The following is an 18,508-nucleotide window of genomic DNA, read 5'->3' on the forward strand; positions in this document are numbered from 1 at the left end:
CTGCCATAGCGGTTGAGGTTGCTGCCCATGGGGGCAACTCATTGGCTGCAAGTAACTTGTGTTGCGCTTAGAATTCCGGATTTAAAGCAGGGCAACAGTCGCGTGACTGATTTTTTTGTGGCAATCTTGATGCAAGAGCAGGCTGAGCCTCAACGGGACAACATCCTTCATATGGAACGCTGTGTATAACTGGCTATGGTAAAACACGTAAAGCCCGACAAAGTACTGGTCAAAATGCCATCACTGAGAGCTGTGAAGTCTTTCGTGGCTGCGGCAAAGTATCAGAGCTTCACGCGTGCCGCTGAAGCACTGTGTGTGACTCAGGCCGCGATCAGCCGGCAGATCCGTGAGCTGGAGGCCTATCTTGGGGTCGAGCTGTTCAACCGGTCAGGGCGGGCAGTCGAACTGACAGAAGCAGGCAGCATTTTCTTTGATGCTGCCTACCTTTCGTTCGTCAATATTGCTCAGGCAGCTGAGCGCATCAAGGGATCCAGTAACAGCAAACAGTTGTTGACCATCTGCTGTACACCAGCATTTTCGGCATTATGGCTTTCTCGTCGCCTACCCTCTTTCTTTGCCGCCAATCCCGATATTGACCTTAATGTTGTGACAACAGAAAGCTTTCTACAGATGGAGCCCGGTATTTATCCGGATGTGTTCATTAACAAAGTCACCGACCCACGCGCGGGCTACCACTCTGTCCCACTGTTTCATGACCTGATCTACCCGGTCTGTACGCCAGCCTATCTGGAAGCCCATCCCGATATCGCCACCCTCGAAGGGTTGTGCGATACCGTGTTGCTCAATCTGAGCCCCTACGGTCGAGCTCAGATCGCCGAGCATCTTGACTGGGACGTCTGGTTCTCATTTTTTGATCTTGAGCTTGGAGTGCGAGGCGCTGACAGTGCACATCTGTTCAACGCGAATGATTACAACATGCTGATACAGATGGTGCTTAATAATCAGGGTGTTTCCCTTGGCTGGCATCATCTGGTAGCCCCGCTTGTCACAGAGGGAAAACTGGTAAAACCAGTCACTGAGTCCCTTGAACTCAAAGAGAAGCTTCACTACCTCACCTATGCCGAAAATAAGATCAACAACGATGTTTTCTGTCGGTTTCGCGACTGGGTAGTTGACTGCATCAGATGTGAAACCACAAACGCCCTTCAGGAAATAACCGAATAGCTCACAGCAATAGCTGGCAGAGACTCAGTATGATCACGTGCCAGCTGTTTGATCTTTTTTTGCTATGGCTGTCCAGCTCAAACCCTTGTTCTGAATACTCATACTCAATCCCATAACTCAGAGTTATGCTTTTACTGCAGTAAATGTCGATTGTGCCACTTTGCACCTGATCGTTAATCTGTATCCATGCAGTCAGATAGTCCAATCTGATAATTCAACCGATTTAAGCAGGTAAACAGCATGATGCATTTTGAAGGGATATATACCCCGGTAACCACCCCATTCCGAGAGGATTACAGCATCGACTATGATGCCTATGTGGCCAGTGTCGACTATCTTGCCGAAGCTGGCGTACACGGAATCATCGTTGGTGGCACGACCGGCGAATACTATGTTGAAAGCCATGAAGAACGGGTTCGCTTGCTGGAACTTGCCCTTGAGCGCTGCAAGGGCCATCTTCCGGTCATTTTCGGTACCGGCTCAATAAACCCGGATGAATCCGTCGCGCTGGCGGAAGCCGCTGCCAAACTCAATGCCGATGCCCTTCTTGTGGCTTCTCCCCCTTACTCACTGCCGACCGAGCGAGAACTGGCACTGCATGCCCTGGCAGTGGACCGCGCTGCCAATCTGCCGGTGATGCTCTACAACTATCCCAGCCGGATGGGTGTCATGATGGGTGAGGAGTTTCTCGACCGTGTCGGTCGCTCCAACAACTTCTGCGCGATCAAAGAGAGCTCCGGCGATATCAACCGCCTGCATCTGCTGGCACGCGACTATCCACATATCCAGCTCTCCTGTGGTATGGATGATCAGGCACTTGAATATTTCGCTTGGGGAGCCAGAAGTTGGGTCTGTGCCGGCTCCAACTTCCTCGCCAGCGAGCATCTCGCACTCTATAACGCCTGCGTGGTTGAAGGCAATTTCGATAAGGGCCGTCGCATCATGTCGGCCATGATGCCGCTGATGCGCGTATTGGAGCAGGGTGGAAAGTTCATTCAGAGCGTGAAATATGGCGTCACGCTGTCGGGGCGTTTTGCCGGCGTCACCCGCAAGCCTCTGCGGGGCCTCAATAAAGATGAGAAACGCGAGCTGGAACAGGTCATCCGCACATTGAAAACCACCATTGCCCATATTGAAAATGAGCAACCGTCCCGGTTTGTCAAATCACTCAAGGCCAATATCAGCAGCAATAAAGCCATTACAGAGAAAGGAGAGTAAATCATGAGCGACCTGTTGACCCACGAAGAATACAGAGCGATCGCTGCCGAACTGAATCCAGCTGCGATGAGCTTTATTGATGGCAGTTTCCGGCCGGCACTCTCCGGCAAAACCTTGCCTACAGTAAACCCGGCCACTGGAGAAACCCTTACCGAGATCGCCGCATGTGCTGCGGAAGATGTCGATTTTGCGGTACAGAAAGCACGTGAATCGTTCGATGACGGACGCTGGAGCAGCCTGCATCCGAACGCCCGTAAGGAAGTATTGATCAAGCTGTGTAAGCTGATTCATCAAAACCGCCGTGAGCTGGCCGTACTGGAGAGTCTCGACTCCGGCAAGCCGATTCGTGATTGTGAGTTGATCGATATTCCCGAGCTGATCCATGTCATCAAGTGGCATGCCGAGGCAATCGATAAAATTTATGACCAGACCGCACCCGTTGGTCCTGATGCCATAGCGATGGTGGTTCGCGAGCCAATCGGAGTGGTTGGTGCCGTGCTGCCCTGGAATTTTCCTCTGCTGATGCTGGCATGGAAGATCGGCCCGGCACTGGCAGCGGGCTGTTCCATGGTGGTAAAACCAGCCGAACAAACGTCATTGACTGCGCTCAGAATAGCGGAACTGGCATTGGATGCTGGCCTGCCCAGAGGTGTGCTGAATATAGTGACCGGTACCGGTGTTGAGGTGGGTGAGCCACTGGGCCGTCATAAGGGTGTCGATATGGTGACATTCACAGGCTCCACTGCCACAGGACGTCGTTTTCTGCATTATGCTGCCGACTCCAATCTGAAGAAGGTAGTACTCGAATGTGGCGGCAAAAACCCCTGTATCGTGCTCGATGATGCCGAAAATCTGGACAAGGTTGCAGCACAGGTGGTTCAGGCAGCCTTCTGGAACATGGGTGAGAACTGCTCAGCCGGCTCACGACTGATCGTACATGAAAAGGTTAAAGAAGCACTGCTTGAGCGTATCCAGGCTCATGCACGTGAATGGCGTACCGGTGATCCTCTGGATCCTGCGAATCACCTGGGTGCACTGATCGATAAAGGCCACTTTAACAAGGTCTCCAGTTATCTTCAGATGGGTAAGGATGCGGGCCACTCGTTGCTGCTCGGTGGCGAATCACAAGAGGGTGTTTTCATCCTGCCGACAATTTTTGATGGTGTTGCAAGCACCGATCAACTGGCCCGAGAGGAAATTTTCGGCCCTGTATTGTCGGTCATTACTGTTGCCAGCTACGACGAGGCAATCAACGTGGCCAACGACAGTGACTATGGGCTCGCTGCATCCGTTTTCACTGCCAACGGCAAAAAAGCCCTGCGTGCGGCTCAATCCATTCGCGCTGGCACCGTCACTGTGAACTGCTTCGGTGAAGGAGATATCACCACTCCATTCGGCGGCTATAAGCAATCCGGCTTCGGAGGGCGCGACAACTCTATCCATGCCCACGATCAGTACACAGAGCTTAAGACAATCTGGATAGACCTTACTGATGATGCCGTGGATGGTGCTATCGACTGATGCACCCCCAGTAAGTATTGCCTGGGTAGTGAACTGCTCTGCAGTCTCTACCCTTGATGAAAATGCTGACAATGATATTGCCTTGACGCCCCTCTTTTTACTCTGTCTCCTGAATGGAGAGGGAATATGACTAAAATAATTAATGTAAAACGCCTGCCAAAAGACTCTGGACCAGCCGCATGGAACGAAATACTGTCACCTGCACAAGACTATCCAGAGCTTGATGGCGATATTGAGGCAGACTGGGTTGTCGTAGGAGGAGGCTTTGCCGGGATCGCTGCAGCCCGCAGACTGAGCCAGCTTGTTGATGGAGCACGTATTGTCCTGCTGGAGGCACGACGGCTGGCCGAAGGTCCGTCGGGGCGCAACAGCGGCTTTATGATCGACCTGCCTCACGAACTGAACTCACAAACCTACGCAGGCTCACCGGAGGAGGATCACACTCAGATCCATTTGAACCGGTTGGCAATCGATTTCGCCAGACAAACAGCCGAAGCGGCTGGCATGAGTCGTGCCGTATTCAACCCCTGCGGCAAAGTTACTGGTGCCGCATCTGAAAGGGGTGAACAACATATTCTCAGTTACAGCCGCCATTTACAGGCTCTCGGCGAAGAGTTTCGCCTTATGAGTGCGGCTGAAATGAAAGCATTGACCGGCATCGACTATTACCGCAAAGGACTGTTCACGCCCGGTGCCGTCTTGATACAACCGGCAGCTTTTATCCGGATGGCTGCAGCTGAAATAAGCTCGCGTGTCTCGATCTGTGAGAACAGCCCTGTGCTGTCCATGGATCCTGGAGCACAACACCTGCTGCATACACCCAAAGGTAAAGTACGAGCACGAAACCTGATTCTTGCTGTCAACGGTCATATCCAGTCGTTTGGCTACTTCCCCAACCAACTGCTACATGTGTTCACCTACGCATCAATGACTCGATCTCTCGCACCACAAGAGCTGGCACGGCTGGGCGGCGCAACCGACTGGGGCATACTGCCCGCAGATCCCATGGGAACAACCGTAAGGCGTATTTCTGATTATGATGGCAGTGGTTCGCGTCTTACCGTACGTAACCATTTCACTCTGAATCAGTCAATGGAGATCGGCAAGAAGGAGATCCAGCAGGCGGCCCGACTGCATGACCGTGCCTTTGCCACACGCTTTCCAATGCTCAAGGATGTCCCGATGGAGCACCGCTGGGGTGGCAGGCTCTGCCTGTCGTGGAACTCAGTGCCTGCTTTTGGAGAGGTTGAAGAGCGTGTGTTCTCAGCAGCCTGCCAGAACGGCCTCGGAACCGTGAAAGGAACACTATCGGGCATGCTGGCAGCGGAACTTTCCGTGAATGGTCGTTCACCATTACAGGATCAGTTTCAATCATCTTATCAGCCACGCCGCCTGCCGCCTGAACCTTTTCTGTCGGTTGGAGCGAATGCGGTCATGCGCTGGAAAGAGTGGATGGCAGGTATCGAGATTTGAAGAAATTCAGAGTGGTATTTGTGCTATTGAAGCACTTCTCGATGGCCTCATTCACAAATGCAATGGATGCACTTGTGACGGTACGCCTGGTCAATCCCGAAATTGAGATTGAGGCCCTATCTTGCGGGACTGATGGTGAACGGGTGGTATGTGATCTCGGGATCGAGGTGATGGTGGAACCTCTACCACGAACCATGGACGACTTTCAGTTTGACATGCTGGTGATCTGTGGTGGTTACCGAACGCCTCTCTCACCGGATCCACGCATACAGGCTCTGATGCGATCCTCTGTACAGCGAAATATCTGGGTTGGAGGACTCTGGAATGGCAGTTACTACATGGCCGAGGATGGATTACTTCGCGGCAGCGAAGTCAGTATCCACCCGGATAGTATGGCGCTCCTGGCAGAGAGCTTTCCAATGACTCACCCGAGTGATCGAGCATATGTGATTCATAATCATTTTTTCAGTTGCGCTGGCCCAAGCAGCGCCATGCAGGTGATGATCGAGGTATGTGGTCAAATTTTCGGAAATACTGTTCAACGTGGAATACAGGTCATTCTGGCCTGTGACATGCCGCAGTCAGAAGGGCCCAGTCTGGTCAGACGTGAGGAAGAAACCCGATTACCCTACAGCCTTCGGCTTGCAGTGGAGTTGATGCGTAACAACATTGAAGAGCCTTTATCACTGGAGGAGATAGCCTGTTATGCCAACTTATCCCGTCGCCAACTGGAGCGGCAATTCAATCGCTATCTGATGGTAACGCCATCAAAGTACTATATTGAGCTGCGCCTGAAGCAAGCTAAACGCTTGTTACTGCAAAGCAGTATACCGGTGATTCAAGTTGCAGTTGCCTGTGGCTTTGTCAGCTCTGCACACTTCAGCAATACCTTTCGCAAGTTGTTTGGAATTTCACCAAACAAGCTGCGCTTCCAACAAAGCACAGCTGAATAACCTATGCCTGATGATGATACTGATTGAGTATCATCATCCTCCATCCAGCGTCGTTGTAATATTTGAAGTGATTTTTTGCGGTGGATGCCTTGGAAAATCCACCATTCACAATGAATGACGGATTTTTTCAAGCACCACCGTGTCGATTGCAATGCAGTCCTCTTCTGAACGATTGCTTCGTACCGGGCGGCGGTTAGGCGCGTAGGTACCACCCCGTTCGGCGACTCGATCCAGATGCTGGCTCAGGCGGGTGGAAAAGTCTTCGTCAATAACGGTGGGCAGGATCGCAATGATCGTCAACCCTGCGTCGATCACCTGATCTCCGCCCTGGAAATCTGGCATGTCGAGCGACCATGAGGCACCGGACAATCCAGCCGCAAGGCTCTCGACCATCAGCGCCACGTTTGAGCCTTTCGTTCCGCCGAATGCCAACAGCGCACCGCGCAGGCCAGCCGCCGCATCGGTGGTCGCGTTGCCCTTCTCGTCGATGGCCCAACCTTCGGGAATCTTACGTCCCTCTTCCGCCGCCTTTACCAGATTGACGAAGGCCGTCGCACTGGACGCCTGGTCAATGACCAGCGGCGCGTTGATATCGGCCAGGGGCGCGGCGAACGCCATCGGGTTGGTACCGAAAACTATCTTGCCACTGGGCGAACCCGCCACCACGGCTGGACTGTTGGACACGGCAAAGGCGATCACACCTTCCAGGGCAAGACGGCGCACATAATAACCCAGCTCACCAGTGGTATAGCTGTTGCCTTGGATGAAGATCGTCACACCCAGTTCCCGGGTTTTTTCGACAAGCGTCGGCATTGCCCGATCGAAACCGAGCTGCGCGATGCCTCCATCCGCATCCGAGTGGATGATAGCGGCCAGGGGCGATGTGATTTTCGGCTCTGCTTCTGTGTTGATGCGTCCCTCTCTGAAACTGGAAAGGTAATCCAGAAGATGCGGGAACCCGACACCGGGATGCCCAAAAAGCGCCGCCGAAACCGTCGCCTTTGCCAAGGAGTGTGCGGTGGCAGGGTTAGCACCCGCAGCGAGACAGGCCTGTTCAGCCAAAGCCTGTGCATCGTGTGCGGAAAGTGTCTGCTGACTCAAGGAAAGATACCTCTCATGTTCTTGATGTTGTTTTTCGCGACCGTTCCCGGAATGAACGGAGTGTCCCCCTGTTATCAAGCCCAGATGTCCTGCACGCAAAACCCTTCTGTGAAAGGGTCATCATTATCCAACACATAGGTATTGATCCCATAGATCCAACTGGTTCCGGTAATCGTCGGTATGACCGAAGTTTTTTCACCCACTTTTGTTTCCTCGACAAGCCTGCCGGTAAACACGTTGCCAAGAATACCCTGGTGGCGGAAATCCTTATTCAATGGCAGTTCCCCCTTGGCATGAAGCACCGCCATTTTGGCGCAGGTTCCCGTACCGCATGGGCACCGATCTATCGCGCCTGTCCAGGTACTGGGTTTGTCCCAGTCAAAGTCGCCGGACGCCACGGTCACCGCGTTTTTCCAATCCGCATCCGGGCTACTTGCCGGCCCGGATAGCTGCGATATCGTAATCCCAACCCCCGGGTAATCAGGATGTTCAACGGGTAACTGCTCAATAGCGGCCTGCCTGATCATCGCTGAAATCCGTGCGATCTCCGCTCCATGCTCAGGTATCAGTTCCACTCCGGGAAACTGCCGGACATCAGCAATGACATAAAACATGCCTCCCCATCCCACATCCACTGTCACCTTGCCGAGATGAGGAACCTCTATTTCTGCATCCAGATAGGCGGCAAATGCCGGAACATTCTTGAATGTAACGTTTTTCACCTTGCCATCTTTGCACTCAGCCCTGATACGTATCAGTCCAGCGGGGGCTTCCAGAATAAGCTCGGTAACAGGTTCATGCATCGGCAGCATGCCCATTTCAAGCAGTACGGTCGCCACGGATATGGTGTTACCACCGGACATGACAGGATACTCAACCTGCTCCATGATGACGTAACCGGCATCAGCATCAGGATGACAGGGCGGAACAATAATATTGCAACACAGGGGTGGATAACCACGAGGCTCACGTAGCATCAGCTTACGCAACTGGTCGTCATTCTCTCTCAGCCATACCATTTTCTCGTACACTGTCTTTCCCGGGATGTTTGGAACACCACCAGTGATAACGCGCATAGGTTCACCTGCGTGTGTGTCGATAGCATGAATTGTTCTTTTAAATGACATTTCTGACCCCTGTAAATACTCTTGACAACACGAGTGAAAGCAGTGGTTGAGCCCTGATTATCGTTTAGGAATCAGTACACTCAGCCACTGCCGAACGTGTAACCTAAGCTATTACAGTCGCGAAGCTAATAAAAACGACTTTTCCTCTGTGCAAATCACAACCTGAGGTTATCACTGAGATGACATCAGCTCAGCCGACCACTGCTCATACCAACTGCGGAACAGGCGGTACTGGTTTTCAGCATAGTGGCGCTGCGACTGGCTCAACGCATCCGTCTCGTTGAAATGCAGGGTATATTCCTCATCGCCGTTCAACACCATCAGGTATTTGTAGTAGAGCACCAGATCAGCACCCTCATCAAAGGAGGAGAGCACCCCCAGCGCGGACTCCAGTTCCAGAGCCAGACGACGTGCCTGTACATCTCCCTTAGCGGCCTTCCTGCACAGAGCAACCAACTGCAACACCTCACGTGGCAAGGCATTGCCAATACCTGTGATGGCTCCAGTTGCACCGCAATTGACGAAGCCATGAAACACGGTGGTATCCACACCGACCATCAGCGTCACCGCCTCATCCTGTGAAGTGATATGCTCCGCTGCATAACGCAGATCCGCAGCCCCACCGAACTCCTTGAATCCAATCAGGTTTGGATGCTGCTCACGCAACTCAAAGAACAGATCGGCGCGGGTAGCAAAGCCATAGTAGGGGCTGTTATAGATCACGGCTGGCAGAGCGGGTGCCGCATTCAGAATGGCCGAGAAATGCGCTTTCTGCGCAGCCACTGACGTGCCCCGCGACAATACACGCGGAATCACCATCAAACCCTGTGCGCCTACCGCTGCGGCATGGGCAGCGTGAGAGACAGCCTCACGGCTGTTCACGGCCCCTGTGCCCACAATCGTCGGAACACCGGCCTCCACCAGCCGAGCGACGCCTTCCTGTCGTTCCCCTTCGGTCAGTAACGGCCAGTCTCCCATAGAGCCGCAGTACACAACTGCACTCATGCCTATATCAATCAGCTCACGGCCTTTGGCTACCAATGCATCAAAGTCGGGTTTGCGCGTTGGCGTACAAGGCGTCATCAGGGCGGGGATGCATCCGTTAAAAATCGTGTCTTTCATAGCAATACCTTTGAGTGTTGGGCCGGAGTCGTGATCGTGTTTACTTGATCGCAATTGTATTTTGTATATTTTATACAATTTATAGAATCGCTTGTAAAGTGATCTGTCTGGATTGAACTCCAGATACAGTAAAAAGGGGCAACATTGATTTTTCAGAGATGGCGGCAGCAGTTACGCGCTGCCGCTCAAGAAGTGAAGAGGTATAAGAGCTCTATTTATAAAAGCTCTATGCGCTAAATCATATTACGACAGGCCAGGTGCTCAGAGGGCACCATGCGCTTGTGCAATACAGCAAACACTATCACTTGGTCATTATGTACTAAGAAGTAGATAACATGGCTGACATGAGGAAAGCTTGACACATCAGCACCGAGTTCAGGTCTTCGCTGGCCCATGCTTGGCGTTTCAGCAAGTAGCTGTAAAGTGGTTCGCACCCCTGACAGATACTGACGGGACTTTTCCAGACCCCATTGCTGCACCGTAAAACGGCGAATATCTATCAGATCCGATTTCGCATCGGCAGTAATTCGATATGTAGACGACATTAATCGTGATCACCAGCATCCAACTCATCGAAAAACGCCTCGCCATCGATGAGTCTTGCCGCAGCTACATCCAGCCTGGCCCTGTCGGATCTTATTTTCAGCAGTTCCAGCTTCATGGACTCAATACTCTGATAATCTTCTGCCGACATGACTACAGCCACAGGCTTACCATTTTTGTTGATTTGCACCGGTGCTTTTTGCGCCCTCATCAGCATACTGCCAAAATGTGTTTTGGCTTCATTGGCAGATAGATTATCCATATCATACTCCTGAAAAAATCGTTCGATTCGTTCAAAGTAAACGATGAAGGGCGCAACATGTCAAGCTAAATGGGTTCCCCGCTACTCCACCGTCACCGACTTCGCCAGATTCCTGGGCTGATCCACATCCGTACCTTTCAGCACTGCAACATGATAAGACAGTAACTGCAAAGGCAGGGTGTAGGCGATTGGTTCCAACAAGCGCGGTACTTCCGGCAGACTGATCACATGCACGCCATCTTCCGGGCGAATGCTCTGCTCGCAGCCAGAGAATACAAACAGCTCTCCGCCACGGGCACGCACCTCCTGCAGGTTGGCCTTGAGCTTATCCAGCATCTCGTTACGCGGGGCGATGGTGACCACCGGCATATCCTTGTCGACCAGTGCCAGTGGGCCGTGCTTGAGTTCACCGGCAGGATAGGCTTCGGCATGGATATAAGAGATCTCCTTGAGCTTCAGCGCACCCTCCATGGCGATCGGGCAGAGCGGCCCGCGGCCCAGGAACAGCGCATGGTGCTTCTCGTTGAAGGCTTCAGCCATCAGCGCCACCGGCTTGTCGAGTGCCAGCAGATCACGCAGCAGATCCGGCAGCTGCTTCAACTGAGTGATCATCTCTGCTTCTTGTTCTGTTGTCACTCCATAGCGACGGCCCAGTGCAATAGTCGTCAAGATCAGTGCCACCAGCTGTGAGGTGAACGCTTTGGTTGAAGCGACGCCTATCTCTGGTCCGGCGTTGGTCATCAGGCACAGATCAGACTCGCGCACCAGTGAGCTGCCAGGCACGTTGCAGATGGCAAGGCTTGCCAGCACACGTGATTTGACGTCACGCAGCGCGGCCAGAGTATCGGCCGTTTCGCCCGACTGCGACAGGGTGATCAGCAGCGTGCCTTCGGGTATCACCACCTGACGGTAGCGGAACTCGCTGGCCACTTCGACCGAACAGGGGATACCAACCAGCTCTTCGATCCAGTAGCGCGCCACTAAACCTGCATGGAAACTGGTTCCGCAGGCGACGATCTGCACCTGGCGTACCTGATCAAAGACTGCTCCGGCTTCGATCCCGAACGCCTGCTCCAGCAGATGATCGCCGCTGATGCGTCCTTCCAGCACCTGCTGCATGACGGCTGGCTGCTCGTAGATCTCCTTGAGCATGAAATGCTTGAAGTTGCCTTTCTCCGCCGAGCTGATGCCATGTTCAAAAACATGGGATGGACGCTCAACCTGTTCATCCGCAGCATTGTAAATGGTGACACTGGCAGTAGTGATGCAGGCGATATCATCCTCTTCCATAAAGATGAAGCGATCGGTTACCGGCAGCAGCGCCAGTTGATCCGAGGCGATAAAGTGCTCACCGATCCCCACGCCGATCACCAGAGGGCTGCCCTTACGCGCCGCCAGCAGTTGATCCGGGTAATCGGCATGGATCACTCCAAGCGAAAAAGCACCTTTAAGCCGGGCAACAGAGCTCTTGAACGCTTGCAGCAGGTTCTGGCCCTGTTGTACAGCCTGATCGATCAGGTGCGCCACCACTTCGGTATCGGTATCGGAACTGAAGCGGTAACCTGCCGCGATCAGTTCCTCCTTGATCGATTCGAAATTCTCGACAATACCGTTATGTACCAGCGCCAGTTTGTCGCCAGACATATGCGGATGAGCGTTGTCTTCGGTCGGCTTGCCGTGTGTCGCCCAGCGCGTATGTGCGATTCCCAGGGTACCGGTGAGAGGCTGGCTATCATGTGCATCCTGCAGCGCCTGAACCTTACCGGCACGGCGCAAACGACCTATCTGCTGATCTACCATCACCGCCATACCAGCTGAGTCATAGCCACGATATTCCAGACGATGCAGACCTTCCAGCAAAATACCCGATACCGGTCTGACTGAAACTGCTCCTACTATTCCACACATAATACTTCTCCTCAGGACCGGGTTTTGGTCGGACGCTTCCAGCCATCCAGATTGATCTGTTTACCGCGCGCGACTGCCAACTGCTGCTCGCCAACCGTTTTGGTGATCGTAGAGCCGGCACCAATCGTGGCACCCTCGCCGACACTGACCGGGGCAACCAGTGAGGTGTTGGAGCCGATAAAGGCTCCGTTGCCGATCTCTGTCTTGAATTTATTCACGCCATCGTAGTTGCAGGTAATCGTTCCGGCACCAATGTTAACCTGTTCGCCCACCTCGGCATCACCAATGTAACTCAGATGATTAACCTTGCTGCCGGCACCGATCTGCGCCTTTTTGGTTTCAACAAAGTTGCCGATACGTGCACCTGTCGCCAGCTCAGTACCGGGTCGCAGGCGCGCAAAGGGGCCGATACTGGCGTTGTCAGCGACGATCACACCATCCAGCATGGAGTTAGCTTCAATTCGGGTATTTGCACCGACACGGCTGTTGCGGATCACACAGTTAGGCCCGATCACCACGCCATCGCCCAGCTCCACCTCACCTTCAAACACACAGTTCACATCGATGAACAGATCACGCCCAGTCTGCAGGCGGCCACGGATATCGATCCGTTGCGGGTCGGGCAGGGTGACGCCATCGGCCATCAGTTGCTGCGCCTGCTGCAGTTGATACCAGCGTTCCAGCAAAGCCAGTTGCTGCCGATTGTTGACGCCCTGCACCTCCTGCTCGGCATTCGGTTGCAGTGTGGCAATCGGTACTCCGGCATTGGCGGCCATGGCGATGATATCGGTCAGATAATATTCTCCCTGCGCATTGGCAGATGACAGCTGCGGTAACCACTCACGCAGCTTCGACACCTGCAGCGCCATAATACCGGTATTCACTTCCGTGACTTTGAGCTGCTCTGCATTGGCGTCCTTCTGCTCGACAATAGCCACCACTTCCCCGGCACTATTGCGAATAATGCGACCATAACCAGTCGGATCAGCCAGATTAACCGTCAACAGGGCCAGCTGTTGATGGCTGGCAAGCTCGACCATCTGCGCCAGAGTCTTGTGCTGAATCAGCGGCACGTCGCCATAGAGAATCAGCATGATCGCATCATCGGCACTGTGTGGCAGGGTCTGCAACACGGCATGTCCGGTACCCAGTTGCTGTTCCTGCAGTGTAAAGCGCAGCGGTTGATCCACCATAGACTGTCTGATCTGATCGGCGCCATGCCCTATGACAACCTGAATCCCAGCATCCGGTAGTAATGATGCACTGTCGATTACATGCTGCAGCATTGGTTTGCCTGCCAACGGGTGCATCACCTTCGGCAGTGAGGATTTCATCCGCGTACCCTGACCGGCCGCCAGAATCACAACTTCAATGTTCGTATCCAAGCAAAAAATCCCTGAAATAAATAGTTTGTCCAAGTGTTGACCTGAATTTACAGGATTGTCAGAATCAATCAATATGTTTTGTCAGAGAAAAATTGACAAATGGATGACCAGATCTTTGCACAACTCGGCCTTGATACCCGCGCCGTCAGTATCTATCGCAGCCTGCTGTCTCTCGGGCCGAGTCCAATACGCACCATTGCTGAGCGATCCGGTGTCAATCGCGGCACAACCTATGATCTGCTGAAGCAGATGCAGCAGCAGGGCATCGTGGCTTATCTGCCAAAAGGCAAGCGCCGCTATTTCTCTGCCCGAGAGCCAGAGGTGCTGTTGCAACTGGCTGAAGAGCGCAAGGTCCAGCTCGACCAGACCATTAGTCAGTTAAAAACCCGGATCATTCCCGAGCTACATCATCTCAAACCCGATTTCAGTGCCGCTAATGTCCAGTTTTATGAAGGCGATGCCGGGATCGAGCAGGTACTGCGGGATATTCTATCTCAGGTATCACAACAGGATGACAAGCAGTATCGGGTTTTCTCCTCCAAACCGATCCGCCCTCTATTGTATCGTCCCTTCCCGACCTTCACAGCGCAACGTGTCCAGCGCGGTATCCATGTGCGAGTGATCGCCATCGGGGATGGTGGTGAGAGTGCCGAATTATCTGAGCGTAAATGGATCAAGACAGAAGGGCCGGTCGATGCCGCCTATATCGCCATCTATCCACCCCGCTGCGCCATCATCTCCCTGGCATCGGACAACTATCCGACCGCTGTCGTGATCGACTCTCAGGAGGTGGCGATGGCCCAGAAAATTATTTTTGATACGCTGTGGGGCTATATTTAAAAGGAATGTGTTTTATGAAGGGATATGTTTTATGAATAGCAACACAACACCCTTGGATCCCGGGCTTGCCGAATGGCTGGCAACCTTCAATCGCGCCCTGGCACAGCAGAGAGCTTCAGGCACCAGTCTGACACCGATTGCGGTGCGTGAAGGGCTGGCCTATCTGACTGCTTCTCTGGTCACGAGCAAGCCATCTCTGCCCTGGATCGGGGATGCGATGGTGTCGGGTGGTGAATACACCGTACCGGTGCGTATCTTCGACCCTGACCCGACACAGGCCAAGCCTGTCTGTCTGTACCTGCATGGTGGTGGACATCTCGCCGGCAGCGTCAGTGTCTATGACCCTGTCTGCCGCAAGCTGGCTGCAGCCAGTGGACAGTTGGTTGTGTCGGTCGAATACCGTCTGGCACCAGAGTGCCCCTATCCCTGTGCTCTGAATGATGCCATCAGTGTTGTCAGACATATCTGGCCGGTACTGGAAGAGAAACAGCGTCTCATCACAGATCAGCTCAATATCGCTGGCGACTCCGGCGGTGGTGCATTGGCTGCGTCCGTCTGTGCTACGCTACAATCCGAACAGCCGCACCCGATCAGCCGTCAGTTGCTGATCTACCCCAATCTGGATTACACGCTGCAGCATCCATCGGTTGAGCAACTCAGTGAAGGCTATCTGCTCGAGAAAGACCGTATCCTCTGGTACTACGAGCAGTATTTTCAGCATAACGAGGACCGTGTCGCCGCTTCACCTCTGCATATGCCCATGACCGCACAACTGCCGCCCACTTTTATCATCACAGCCGGATACTGTCCGTTAAAGGATGAAGCCTCAGTCTACCTGCAGCGACTCGAGGCGCTGGGGGTCTACAACGAGCATCTTAACTTCGATAGCCTGCTGCATGCCTTTCTGAATATGGAAGATCTGGTACCCGATGCCTGTGCCGAAAGCTATCAGGCGATGACAGGGTTCCTTAATCTGAAGTGCTTCTGATAGAGGCAGCAGAAAAAACATCCAAAAAAAACAGCCCGAAGGCTGTTTTCTGCTGGAAAGTAACATCCCGAAGGGGTTACTTGCCGAGTTTTTTCCTGATCTGCTGCAAGGTACGAAGTTGCGCAGCGGCTTCAGCCAGTTGTCCGGCAGCACGTGAATATTCAAATTCTGCACTCTTGTCTGAGAGTGCGTGCGACGCGTGTTTCTGAGCTTCTACAGCTGCAGCTTCATCAAGATCCTTCGCACGCAGAGCGGTGTCTGCCAGTACGATGACCTTGTTTGGCTGGATTTCGATAAATCCACCGGAGACGTAAAATACGTCATCCTCACCACCTGCCTTGCGCAGCTCGACAGGGCCGGGTTTCAGTTCCGTCAACAGCGGAGTGTGACCGGGCAGTATGCCCAGGTCACCCATGCTACCTGTCACTGAAATGAACTCGACCAGACCGCTGAAGATCTGCTCTTCGGCGCTGACGATTTCACATTGTACAGTTACAGCCATGCTGATTACCTCTTGGAAGGTTTAGCCAGAACTTATTTCATGCCCTTGGCTTTTTCAATCGCTTCCTCGATACCACCAACCATATAGAAGGCCTGCTCCGGCAGATGATCATACTCACCTTCCAAGATGCCTTTAAAGCTGCTGATCGTATCCTTCAGCGGAACGTACTTGCCCGGTGAACCGGTGAAGACTTCCGCAACGAAGAACGGCTGCGACAGGAAACGCTGAATCTTACGCGCACGGGATACAGTCTGCTTGTCTTCTTCAGACAGCTCGTCCATACCCAGAATCGCAATGATGTCCTTCAGCTCTTTGTAGCGCTGCAGTACACCCTGAACATTACGCGCAACATCATAGTGTTCCTGACCGATAACCAGAGGATCCAGCTGACGTGAAGTCGAATCCAGAGGGTCAACCGCAGGATAGATACCCAGCTCCGCGATCTGACGAGACAGTACGACTGTCGCATCAAGATGCGAGAAGGTGGTTGCAGGTGATGGATCAGTCAAGTCATCCGCTGGTACGTATACGGCCTGGATAGACGTGATGGAGCCCACTTTAGTGGAGGTGATACGCTCCTGCAGAACACCCATCTCTTCTGCCAGTGTAGGCTGATAACCTACTGCAGAAGGCATACGACCCAGCAGAGCAGATACTTCAGTACCCGCCAGGGTGTAGCGGTAGATGTTGTCGACGAACAGCAGTACGTCACGACCTTCATCACGGAATTTCTCAGCCATGGTCAGACCGGTCAGAGCAACGCGCAGACGGTTACCCGGCGGTTCGTTCATCTGTCCGTAAACCAGGGACACTTTATCCAGTACGTTGGAGTCCTTCATTTCGTGGTAGAAGTCGTTACCCTCACGAGTACGCTCACCTACACCAGCGAAAACCGAGAAACCAGAGTGCTCGATAGCGATGTTACGGATCAGTTCCATCATGTTGACGGTTTTACCAACACCCGCACCACCGAAAAGACCAACCTTACCACCCTTGGCAAACGGACAAACCAGGTCGATGACCTTGATGCCGGTTTCGAGCAGTTCGTTGGAAGCTGACTGATCAGCAAAGCTTGGCGCCGCACGGTGAATAGGCATACGCTCTTCTTCACCAATTGGGCCCGCTTCATCAATTGGGTTACCCAGTACATCCATGATTCGACCCAGAGTCGCCGTACCGACAGGTACAGAGATAGGTGAACCGGTGTTGGATACTTCCAGACCACGGCTGACGCCTTCGGTCTGACCCATAGCAATAGCCCTTACAACACCATCGCCCAGCTGCTGCTGAACTTCCAGTGTCAGGCCTGTTTTTGCGACGTGCAAAGCGTCGTAAATTTTCGGAATGGCGTCACGTGGGAATTCCACGTCAACAACCGCGCCGATAATCTGAACAATACGTCCGCTACTCATGTTCGGATCCTCTTAACATTTAAACCTGTTCACTGCATTAAACAGCAGCAGCACCACTGACAATTTCAGAAATTTCCTGAGTGATTGCCGCCTGACGAGCCTTGTTATAAACCATCTGAAGCTCATCGATGAGGTCAGCAGCGTTATCAGACGCGTTTTTCATCGCCAGCATTCTTGCTGCCTGTTCACAGGCAAGATTCTCAATCACAGCCTGGTAGACTATCGACTCTATGTAACGGATCAGCAGGGCTTCAAGCACCTGTCTGGCATCCGGTTCATAGATGTAGTCCCAGTTATGAGTGGGAGTGTCATCGCTTTCGACTGCGCGCAATGGCAACAGCTGCTCTACATTAGGTTGCTGTGTCATGGTATTGACGAATTCATTCGAAACGACAAATACCTTGTCCACACGGCCCTCTTCGAAGGCAGTCAGCATCGTCTTGACAGAGCCTATCAGGTCGGCGAGTTCAGGCTGATCGCCCAGACCACCGCGTGCAGCAACAACATTGCCGCCAAAGCTCTTGAAGAAACTGATCGCCTTGGAACCCAGCGCACAGATGTCTATCTCGACATTCTGGTCGTGGAATTCCTTCATTCTTCCAACAGCCGCCTTGAACAGGTTAACGTTCAGACCGCCACACAGGCCACGGTCAGTAGCGACGATAATGAAACCGACGCGTTTGACTTCCCGTTCCTGCATGTAAAGGTGGTTGTATTCAGGGTTGGCCTTGGCCAGATGCTGAATAACTCCACGGATGCCGTTGGCATATGGACGTGAGGACCTCATGCGATCCTGAGCTTTACGCATTTTCGACGCAGCAACCATTTCCATGGCACTGGTGATCTTGCGCGTGCTGCCGATACTCGCAATCTTTGTCTTAATCTCTTTTCCGACTGCCATAGTTTCGCCTCTATTCCTAACTCAGTGCATGGTCTGCCGGACAATGTCCGCAGACCCTGTACTCTGA

The 18,508-nt window shown here is 53.0% G+C and carries 17 protein-coding genes; 7 read left to right on the forward strand and 10 right to left on the reverse strand.

Features of this window, described 5'->3' with window-relative positions:
- The first annotated feature begins 195 nt into the window (after positions 1-195).
- From ACK3CJ_RS21865 to ACK3CJ_RS21885, 5 genes are all read left to right on the forward strand, one after another.
- Positions 196-1,185 carry a LysR family transcriptional regulator gene (locus tag ACK3CJ_RS21865; protein WP_409524309.1) on the forward strand — a complete coding sequence of 330 codons (990 nt, stop codon included), beginning with the start codon at positions 196-198 and terminating at the stop codon, positions 1,183-1,185.
- A 240-nt stretch (positions 1,186-1,425) separates the two neighbouring features.
- Complete coding sequence (locus tag ACK3CJ_RS21870) at positions 1,426-2,403, forward strand: dihydrodipicolinate synthase family protein (protein ID WP_409524310.1); 978 nt, start codon at positions 1,426-1,428, stop codon at positions 2,401-2,403.
- A 3-nt stretch (positions 2,404-2,406) separates the two neighbouring features.
- Positions 2,407-3,924 (forward strand): aldehyde dehydrogenase, encoded by a 1,518-nt coding sequence (locus tag ACK3CJ_RS21875; protein WP_409524311.1) that lies wholly within the window; start codon positions 2,407-2,409, stop codon positions 3,922-3,924.
- A gap of 126 nt (positions 3,925-4,050) precedes the next feature.
- Complete coding sequence (locus tag ACK3CJ_RS21880) at positions 4,051-5,397, forward strand: NAD(P)/FAD-dependent oxidoreductase (RefSeq protein WP_409524312.1); 1,347 nt, start codon at positions 4,051-4,053, stop codon at positions 5,395-5,397.
- Positions 5,394-6,350, forward strand: a complete 957-nt coding sequence (locus ACK3CJ_RS21885; RefSeq protein WP_409524313.1) for a GlxA family transcriptional regulator — start codon at positions 5,394-5,396, stop codon at positions 6,348-6,350. The genes ACK3CJ_RS21880 and ACK3CJ_RS21885 overlap by 4 nt, the downstream gene beginning before the upstream one ends.
- Before the next feature lie 105 nt (positions 6,351-6,455).
- Here the strand turns inward: ACK3CJ_RS21885 and ACK3CJ_RS21890 are convergent, their stop codons facing one another.
- The 7 genes from ACK3CJ_RS21890 to glmU form a co-directional block, all read right to left on the reverse strand.
- A complete protein-coding gene (locus ACK3CJ_RS21890; RefSeq protein WP_409524314.1) occupies positions 6,456-7,451 on the reverse strand; it encodes an Ldh family oxidoreductase in 996 nt (331 codons plus the stop codon).
- 74 nt (positions 7,452-7,525) lie between these two features.
- The gene (locus tag ACK3CJ_RS21895; RefSeq protein WP_409524315.1) at positions 7,526-8,527 is read right to left on the reverse strand and encodes a proline racemase family protein; all 1,002 of its coding nucleotides are present in this window, start codon (positions 8,525-8,527) and stop codon (positions 7,526-7,528) included.
- Between the two features lie 222 nt (positions 8,528-8,749).
- A complete protein-coding gene (locus ACK3CJ_RS21900) occupies positions 8,750-9,700 on the reverse strand; it encodes a dihydrodipicolinate synthase family protein (protein ID WP_409524316.1) in 951 nt (316 codons plus the stop codon).
- A 233-nt stretch (positions 9,701-9,933) separates the two neighbouring features.
- Positions 9,934-10,245, reverse strand: coding sequence for a type II toxin-antitoxin system RelE/ParE family toxin (locus ACK3CJ_RS21905; RefSeq protein ID WP_409524317.1), 312 nt, complete (start codon positions 10,243-10,245; stop codon positions 9,934-9,936).
- On the reverse strand, positions 10,245-10,505 hold the full coding sequence (locus ACK3CJ_RS21910) for a type II toxin-antitoxin system Phd/YefM family antitoxin (protein ID WP_409524318.1): 261 nt from the start codon (positions 10,503-10,505) through the stop codon (positions 10,245-10,247). Before ACK3CJ_RS21910 ends, ACK3CJ_RS21905 begins: the two co-directional genes overlap by 1 nt.
- Before the next feature lie 81 nt (positions 10,506-10,586).
- The gene (gene glmS, locus ACK3CJ_RS21915) at positions 10,587-12,413 is read right to left on the reverse strand and encodes a glutamine--fructose-6-phosphate transaminase (isomerizing) (RefSeq protein WP_409524319.1); all 1,827 of its coding nucleotides are present in this window, start codon (positions 12,411-12,413) and stop codon (positions 10,587-10,589) included.
- An 11-nt stretch (positions 12,414-12,424) separates the two neighbouring features.
- Entirely contained in the window at positions 12,425-13,747 is a 1,323-nt protein-coding gene (glmU, locus tag ACK3CJ_RS21920) for a bifunctional UDP-N-acetylglucosamine diphosphorylase/glucosamine-1-phosphate N-acetyltransferase GlmU (RefSeq protein ID WP_409526639.1), read from the reverse strand.
- Between the two features lie 150 nt (positions 13,748-13,897).
- Here glmU and ACK3CJ_RS21925 point away from each other — a divergent pair, with 150 nt between their 5' ends.
- Positions 13,898-14,638, forward strand: a complete 741-nt coding sequence (locus ACK3CJ_RS21925; protein WP_409524320.1) for a TrmB family transcriptional regulator — start codon at positions 13,898-13,900, stop codon at positions 14,636-14,638.
- Between the two features lie 31 nt (positions 14,639-14,669).
- Positions 14,670-15,626 carry an alpha/beta hydrolase gene (locus ACK3CJ_RS21930; RefSeq protein ID WP_409524321.1) on the forward strand — a complete coding sequence of 319 codons (957 nt, stop codon included), beginning with the start codon at positions 14,670-14,672 and terminating at the stop codon, positions 15,624-15,626.
- Between the two features lie 76 nt (positions 15,627-15,702).
- Here ACK3CJ_RS21930 and ACK3CJ_RS21935 read toward each other — a convergent pair whose 3' ends face one another.
- From ACK3CJ_RS21935 to atpG, 3 genes are read right to left on the reverse strand one after another with little or no spacing between them, the layout of a single operon-like run.
- On the reverse strand, positions 15,703-16,128 hold the full coding sequence (locus ACK3CJ_RS21935) for a F0F1 ATP synthase subunit epsilon (RefSeq protein ID WP_151704776.1): 426 nt from the start codon (positions 16,126-16,128) through the stop codon (positions 15,703-15,705).
- Between the two features lie 32 nt (positions 16,129-16,160).
- Positions 16,161-17,540, reverse strand: coding sequence for a F0F1 ATP synthase subunit beta (gene atpD / locus ACK3CJ_RS21940; protein ID WP_409524322.1), 1,380 nt, complete (start codon positions 17,538-17,540; stop codon positions 16,161-16,163).
- A 37-nt stretch (positions 17,541-17,577) separates the two neighbouring features.
- Positions 17,578-18,441, reverse strand: coding sequence for a F0F1 ATP synthase subunit gamma (gene atpG / locus ACK3CJ_RS21945; RefSeq protein ID WP_409524323.1), 864 nt, complete (start codon positions 18,439-18,441; stop codon positions 17,578-17,580).
- Positions 18,442-18,508: the final 67 nt, after the last annotated feature.

It is taken from the genome of Nitrincola salilacus, from assembly GCF_046271865.1.
Classification (GTDB): domain Bacteria; phylum Pseudomonadota; class Gammaproteobacteria; order Pseudomonadales; family Balneatricaceae; genus Nitrincola; species Nitrincola salilacus.

Coding starts and splice junctions, on each gene's coding strand:
- atpD (WP_409524322.1), bottom strand. CDS start 17,540: ATGAGTAGCGGACGTATTGTTCAGATTATCGGCGCGGTTGTTGACGTG.
- ACK3CJ_RS21930 (WP_409524321.1), top strand. CDS start 14,670: ATGAATAGCAACACAACACCCTTGGATCCCGGGCTTGCCGAATGGCTG.
- ACK3CJ_RS21880 (WP_409524312.1), top strand. CDS start 4,051: ATGACTAAAATAATTAATGTAAAACGCCTGCCAAAAGACTCTGGACCA.
- ACK3CJ_RS21910 (WP_409524318.1), bottom strand. CDS start 10,505: ATGGATAATCTATCTGCCAATGAAGCCAAAACACATTTTGGCAGTATG.
- ACK3CJ_RS21895 (WP_409524315.1), bottom strand. CDS start 8,527: ATGCGCGTTATCACTGGTGGTGTTCCAAACATCCCGGGAAAGACAGTG.
- glmS (WP_409524319.1), bottom strand. CDS start 12,413: ATGTGTGGAATAGTAGGAGCAGTTTCAGTCAGACCGGTATCGGGTATT.
- ACK3CJ_RS21870 (WP_409524310.1), top strand. CDS start 1,426: ATGATGCATTTTGAAGGGATATATACCCCGGTAACCACCCCATTCCGA.
- atpG (WP_409524323.1), bottom strand. CDS start 18,441: ATGGCAGTCGGAAAAGAGATTAAGACAAAGATTGCGAGTATCGGCAGC.
- ACK3CJ_RS21900 (WP_409524316.1), bottom strand. CDS start 9,700: ATGAAAGACACGATTTTTAACGGATGCATCCCCGCCCTGATGACGCCT.
- ACK3CJ_RS21865 (WP_409524309.1), top strand. CDS start 196: ATGGTAAAACACGTAAAGCCCGACAAAGTACTGGTCAAAATGCCATCA.
- glmU (WP_409526639.1), bottom strand. CDS start 13,747: ATGAAATCCTCACTGCCGAAGGTGATGCACCCGTTGGCAGGCAAACCA.
- ACK3CJ_RS21905 (WP_409524317.1), bottom strand. CDS start 10,245: ATGTCGTCTACATATCGAATTACTGCCGATGCGAAATCGGATCTGATA.
- ACK3CJ_RS21875 (WP_409524311.1), top strand. CDS start 2,407: ATGAGCGACCTGTTGACCCACGAAGAATACAGAGCGATCGCTGCCGAA.
- ACK3CJ_RS21925 (WP_409524320.1), top strand. CDS start 13,898: ATGGATGACCAGATCTTTGCACAACTCGGCCTTGATACCCGCGCCGTC.
- ACK3CJ_RS21935 (WP_151704776.1), bottom strand. CDS start 16,128: ATGGCTGTAACTGTACAATGTGAAATCGTCAGCGCCGAAGAGCAGATC.